Here is a 4255-nt window from a genome sequence, read left to right on the forward strand (position 1 = left end):
TTGATCAGCGTCGACTTGCCCGCGTTCGGGCGGCCCACGACGGCGATCTGCAGCGGCTTCTTGTCGGTGATCTCGGGCAGCGCCGTGTCGATGTCGTCGCCGTCCTCCTCGGACAGCTCGACCTCGGTCTCGGGCGCTTCCTCGGCGGCACGCTCGGCAAAGCCGTCGGACAGCGGCATCAGCACGCTGTAGAGCTCCGGCATGCCCTCGCCATGCTCCGCCGACAGGCGCAGCGGCTCGCCGAGCCCCAGCCCGTAGGCTTCGAGCACGCCCGCATCCGCAGCGGAACCCTCGGACTTGTTGGCGGCGAGGATCACATGCTTGGAGCGCTTGCGCAGGATCTCGGCGAAGACCTCGTCGGTGGGCGTCACGCCGACGCGGGCGTCGATCATGAAGAGGCAGACGTCGGCCATGTCGACGGCGCGCTCGGTCAGGCGCCGCATGCGGCCCTGCAGGCTGTCGTCGGTGGCCTCTTCGAGGCCCGCCGTGTCGATCACGGTGAAGCGCAGGTCGCCGAGCTTGCCCTCGCCCTCGCGCAGGTCGCGCGTCACCCCGGGCTGGTCGTCGACCAGCGCAAGCCGCCGGCCCACAAGCCGGTTGAAGAGCGTGGATTTGCCGACGTTCGGACGGCCCACGATCGCGAGGGAAAAGGTCATTTCATGCACCTCAAGGTCACAAGCCGCCCCGATAGCGCATTTGCGCCGCTGGCGAAAGGGGACTCTGGCCCGCGCCGTTCAGGACGCGGCGCAGGGTCGATCCGGGTCCGGGGCCGCGGGCTCAGCGATAGGCGATGAGCTGGCCGTCCTTGGACACAACGTAAAGCGTCGAACCCGCCACCGCAGGCGCCGTGGTGGCGCCGCCCGGCACGGCGGCGGTTGCCACCAGAGCGCCGGTCTCGGGGTTGAAGCTGCGCAGGTAACCATCGGACGAGGCCACGACAACGCGCCCGCCCGCCAGCACCGGGCCGTGATGCGCATAGGCGCTGTCGCGCTTGCGCTGCGGGCGCCGCACCGGCTCGTAGCCGGGAAGCTGCACCGCCCAGACCTGCTCGCCGGTGGAGGCGTCGAGCCGCACCAGCTGGTTCATGTCCGAGACGAGGAAGATCGAGTCGCCCGCGGGCCAGACCGGCCCGAGCGCGCCCATGCGCGCGGTCCAGAGCCGCTCGCCGCTACCGAGGTTGAAGCCCACGACCCGGCCGGAGTGGTTGCCGACGAAAACGCGGTTGCCCGAAATCACCGGCCCGCCGGTGATGTCGCCGACCGAAGCCAGCGCCGAACCGATGCGGCGGCCGACGACGTCGGCGCTCCAGAGCCGCAGCCCGCCCTGACGGAAGGCCGCCTGCACACCGCCGTTGCCGAAGGCGAAGATCACCGCGTCGTCGCTGAGCGCGGGGGTTGGCGCACCGGCCACGTTGGTGATGTTCTCGATCGCGTCCACGGTCCAGCGCACGCGGCCGTTGCCGGCCTCGATCGCCCAGCCGGTACTGTCGCCCGAGGTGACATAGACCAGCCCGCCCGAGACGGCAGGCGCGCCGGTGGCGGTGTTGCCGAGCTTCTGGGTCCAGATCTCGGCGCCGGTGGCGGCGTCGAGTGCGGTGAGCTGGCCGAAGCCGGACGCGACATAGAGTCGCCCGTCCGCCGCCGCGAGCCCGCCGCCCTGCGCCTGTTTGGCCGCGTCGCGGGCCGGCACCATGCTCTTCTGCCACAGCATCTGGCCCGAGGTGCTGACCGCGCTGACCATGTGCTCGGCGTCCATCGTGAAGATGCGCCCGCCCGAGACCACCGGGTCGACGTTCAGCCGCTCGCGCCGGCTGTCGCCCGCGCCGATGTTGACCGAGAAGATCGGCCGCAGGCTGGCGCCGAGCGCCGGGTGCGACACCCGCGCGAAGGGCGACACCGGGCTCTGCGCCCAGTTGGCGTTGTTCACGCTGGCCGGCAGCGCGATGGCGCGCGCGGTGTTGACCGCGACCGGCTCGGTCTCGCCGTCCTGCAGGATTTCCCGCGTGCCGAAGCGTTCCCCGGGAAGGATGACCTCGGGCTCCTCGCAGGCCGAGAGCATCGTCAGCCCGATGAGCCCAGCCGTGATCGTGGTGATGCGCAAATCCCCTGCCCCCGTCTTTCCTGCTTTAGTCCTGCCGAATTATCGCCGTTCAGCCGGCGTCGGGCTTGCCGCCCATGGCTACAATCAACTGAGACGCGCGCTGGCGCAAGCCCGCGGTGGCCTCGGAATCCTCGATGATCCGCTGCAACCGTGCGGTCGCGGCATCGGTGTCGCCCTGCTCGATCTCGAGAAGCGCGAGCTGCTCTTCTGCCAGCAGCCGCAAGGGCTTGCCCGGCACGGCCAGCGCCTCGAGCCCGACCCGGCGATCCTCGGCCGAGAGCCCGCTGTCGGAGCGGCTGAAGGCCTTGTAGCTGGCGATCTCGCGGTAGATCTCGGGCACGTCGCCGTTCGACGCCACGGCCTCGAGCGCCTGCTCGGCGGCGTCTGAGTCACCCGCCCGGGCGGCCTCGGATGCGGTCAGCATGTCGATGAGCGCCTGCGCGCCCGGCCCAGCGGCAGAGATTTCGGACAGCGCCGAAACGCGGGCTCCGGCCTCGTCGGCGTCGAGCGCGGCAAGGATCTCGTCCCCGAGCGCCTGCGCCGCGGCCTGATCCCGGACGGAGGTGTATTCGCGCCACGCGGCGCCCCCCACCAGCACCAGGACCAGCAGCACGGCCACCCAGCCCCAGCGTTTCATGAAGGCGAAAAGACGGTCGCGGCGGACCTCTTCGGTCACTTCGTCGATGAAACTGTCGGTATCGCTCACGGGGGCCTCGCTGGTCGTCGTTCGCCCCCTCTTACCCTCCCGCGCCGGGACTGCCAAGGCATCCTCTGGCGCCGTTCCGCCACCAGCGCTCGCACCCGCGTGAGGACGCTTGATCGAAACACGCAACACGCGTAAACTGAACCAGACAGTTCAGTAGCGATCCGTAACGAGCCGTCTACACTCCGATGGAAGAAGGGTGGCGCCGCCACCCGCGCGGCGCAACGCTTTCCGGTGCATCCGGCCAGCCTTGGGCCGTTGTCGCACAAGCTGGCCGCGCGCGGCCAAGGAACGGAAAGACCGGAACGATGCGTATCATCTCGATCCTCACGGCGCTTGTGGTTATGGCCGTGCTCTATGGCGTGGTGATGGAGCGCGACCGCCTGCTGGGCTGGGCCAATGACATTGCGCCGACCGCGGGCGCCGCCCCCGCCGCCGAAGAGCCCGCCGACACCGCCGGGGCAGAGGCTGAGGCCGAAGAGCCCGCCGCGCCCGAGACGCGCAACGGCGCCGTAGCGGTGATGGCGATGCGCTCCGTCGCGCAGGAGATCGACGACGCGGTGCTGCTGCGGGGCGAGACGCAGGCCTCGCGCGAGGTCGACGTGCTGGCAGAGACCAGCGGCCGCGTGATCTCGGAGCCGCTGCGCAAGGGCCGCACCATCGAGACCGGCGATCAGCTCTGCCGGCTCGAGCCCGGCACCACCGGCGCCTCGCTGACCGAGGCCGAGGCAGCGCTGGCCGAGGCGCAGGCGCAGCGCCCGCAGGTCGAGGCCCGCATCCCCGAGGCCGAGGCCACGCTGGCGCAAGCCGAGGCGCAGCTGGAAGAGGCGCAGATCAACCTCACCGCCGCCGAGCGCCTGTCCGAGAACGGCTACAGCTCGCGCACCACGCTGGCCTCTGCCCGCGCCTCGCAGCGCGCCGCCGAAGCCGCCGTGCGCAGCGCCGAGGCCGGGGTGAAATCCGCCACCTCCGGGATCGACAGCCTCGAGGCACAGATCGAGAGCGCCCGCGCCGCCGTCGCCCGCGCCCGCACCGAGGTCGACAACCTGACCATCATCGCGCCCTTCTCCGGCGTGCTCGACAGCGACACCGCCGAGCTTGGCGCGCTGATGAGCGTGGGCACCACCTGCGCCACGGTGCTGCAGCTCGATCCGCTGCGCATTGTCGGCTACGTGCCCGAGGCCGAGGTCTCGCGCGTGCGGCAGGGCGCGCCCGCGGGCGCCCGGCTGATCGACGGCGCCACGGTGACCGGACAGGTGAGCTTCGTCGCCCGCCGCGCCGACGAGACCACCCGCACCTTCCGCGTCGACATCACGCTGGCCAACCCCGACCTTGCCATCCGCGCCGGCCAGACCGCCGAGATCGCCATCGAGGCCGAGGGCGCCATGGCCCATCTGGTGCCGCAGTCCTCACTGACCCTCGACGATGACGGGCGGCTCGGGGTGCGCACGG

At 71.2% G+C, this 4255-nt stretch carries 4 protein-coding genes; 1 reads left to right on the top strand and 3 read right to left on the bottom strand.

Annotated features, from left to right (window positions below):
* The 3 genes from HC022_RS20230 to HC022_RS20240 form a co-directional block, all read right to left on the bottom strand.
* On the bottom strand, positions 1 to 656 hold a 656-nt coding region (locus HC022_RS20230), incomplete at its 3' end, for a GTPase (protein WP_167453619.1).
* Between the two features lie 121 nt (positions 657 to 777).
* Positions 778 to 2100, bottom strand: a complete 1323-nt coding sequence (locus HC022_RS20235) for a PQQ-like beta-propeller repeat protein (protein ID WP_167453620.1) — start codon at positions 2098 to 2100, stop codon at positions 778 to 780.
* A gap of 49 nt (positions 2101 to 2149) precedes the next feature.
* Positions 2150 to 2806: a tetratricopeptide repeat protein gene (locus HC022_RS20240; RefSeq protein WP_167453621.1), complete on the bottom strand. Its 657-nt coding sequence runs from the start codon at positions 2804 to 2806 to the stop codon at positions 2150 to 2152.
* Between the two features lie 305 nt (positions 2807 to 3111).
* Between HC022_RS20240 and HC022_RS20245 the strand changes: the two genes are divergently transcribed.
* Positions 3112 to 4255 (top strand): efflux RND transporter periplasmic adaptor subunit (locus HC022_RS20245; RefSeq protein ID WP_167453622.1); only part of this gene is annotated, 1144 nt, incomplete at its 3' end.

This window comes from Salipiger sp. HF18 (assembly GCF_011806505.1).
GTDB lineage: Bacteria > Pseudomonadota > Alphaproteobacteria > Rhodobacterales > Rhodobacteraceae > Salipiger > Salipiger thiooxidans.